This window comes from Microcystis sp. M53603_WE2 (genome assembly GCF_030065435.1).
In genome coordinates, this window is the sequence record NZ_JASJFF010000262.1 from 1 (window position 1) to 1,531 (window position 1,531).

Genomic DNA, 1,531 nt, shown 5'->3' on the forward strand with positions numbered 1-1,531 from the left:
AATAGACTCAATACACAAGCGGTGATCCAACGCATAATTACTTCATAATTTGTTACTTAATCTTTTCTCAATCTACCCTACTTAGGTGAACTCTGCCCTAGATAGTCTTGATAGCCTAGTCGTTGAAGATTGCTTTGTTTTTCGAGGACGGAATCGCTGAGGGATTGACGATAGGCGATAACTTGCTCTAAAAGATCAGCATTACCGATGGCGAGAATTTGAACCGCTAAAAGTCCGGCATTTTTGGCATTACCGATCGCCACCGTGGCCACGGGAATGCCTGCGGGCATCTGTACAATTGAATAGAGAGAGTCTAACCCTTGTAAAGTGCGCGTGACTACGGGAACTCCAATCACGGGTAAGGGGGTTAAAGATGCCACCATCCCGGGTAAATGGGCAGCCCCGCCGGCTCCAGCGATAATCACTTTTATTCCCCTTAAATGAGCGTTTTTGCCGTATTCAAACATTTTTTCGGGGGTACGATGGGCCGAGACAATGGTGACTTCGTGGCTAATCTGAAAAACCTCTAAAACTGCGATCGCTTCTTTCATGGTGGGTAAGTCGGAATCACTGCCCATAATTACACCCACTAGGGGCGCTGCTGTCACCATAACTGCTAGAAAATAATTTTGCTTTTTAATCTTATAGCAGGGTTTGTTATTTTGTCTTCAAACCCTACTGATCAGATTTCCCCTAAATTGCATCGGGATCGATGCCTAATTCTCGCAATTTTTGGGCTAATTTTTCCTTAGCTTGTCGTTCCCTTTCTTTTTCTAAAAGAGCCTGTTCTTTTGCCTGTCGTTGCTGTAATTCCGCTTCTTGAGGAGTGGGGACTAATTGACCATCGGCGGTAAAATAACGCAGTTTACGGTCAAATATCCCTAAATATAATCCTAACTGTTCACTCCAGAGATAACCCTGTTCATTGGGAGAAATGGCTTGATATTGTCCATCAATTAGTCTAAATCCTTGTAATTCTAAAGTATTAGGATCAAACCCAAAATAATTAGGAGTGCGAAAGGTATTCTGATAGAGAATTTTCTTGTTATTGCGGTCAATATTGGCCGTAGAATCGGAGAGAATCTCGACAATTACATCCGGATATTTCCCCTGTTCTCCCCAGACTACCCAACTTTTGCGGGGACGTTTTTCGGTATCTAAAACCACAAAAAAATCGGAACCACAGAAATCACGTTTTTTTAGTTGTTCCGCGTTGTAGTAGATGGTTAGATTTCCCGAAGCGTAGTAAGCTAAACGGCTTTTACTTCGGATCACCGATATAGACTCCAAAAGGGTTATAGCTGTTGGATCATGCAGGTTAAGCGCCGTTTAGCTTAATCACTGCTCTTGCGCCATAATAGACTTGTTGCAAAATAAGAAAAAGCCGAATGAATTATTTTGTGAGAAGTTCAGCTTGCTTCTCCTTTTAATTAATGCTTATGCTGCCGCTAAATAAAAATTCCATAATCCACAAGCCGTTAAGATTAATTGATCATCAAAATTAGCTACACGATTCCTATAAATATCGGAA

The 1,531-nt window shown here is 41.7% G+C and carries 2 protein-coding genes; both read right to left on the reverse strand.

All coding sequences use genetic code 11. The features are described 5' to 3' along the window. Positions 1 to 77: 77 nt before the first annotated feature. Positions 78 to 611, reverse strand: coding sequence for a 5-(carboxyamino)imidazole ribonucleotide mutase (gene purE / locus PX481_RS05740; RefSeq protein ID WP_002761719.1), 534 nt, complete (start codon positions 609 to 611; stop codon positions 78 to 80). Positions 612 to 693: 82 nt separating this feature from the next. Beyond that, complete coding sequence (locus PX481_RS05745; RefSeq protein WP_285891441.1) at positions 694 to 1,299, reverse strand: Uma2 family endonuclease; 606 nt, start codon at positions 1,297 to 1,299, stop codon at positions 694 to 696. Positions 1,300 to 1,531: the final 232 nt, after the last annotated feature.

Coding starts and splice junctions, on each gene's coding strand:
- purE (WP_002761719.1), bottom strand. CDS start 611: ATGGTGACAGCAGCGCCCCTAGTGGGTGTAATTATGGGCAGTGATTCC.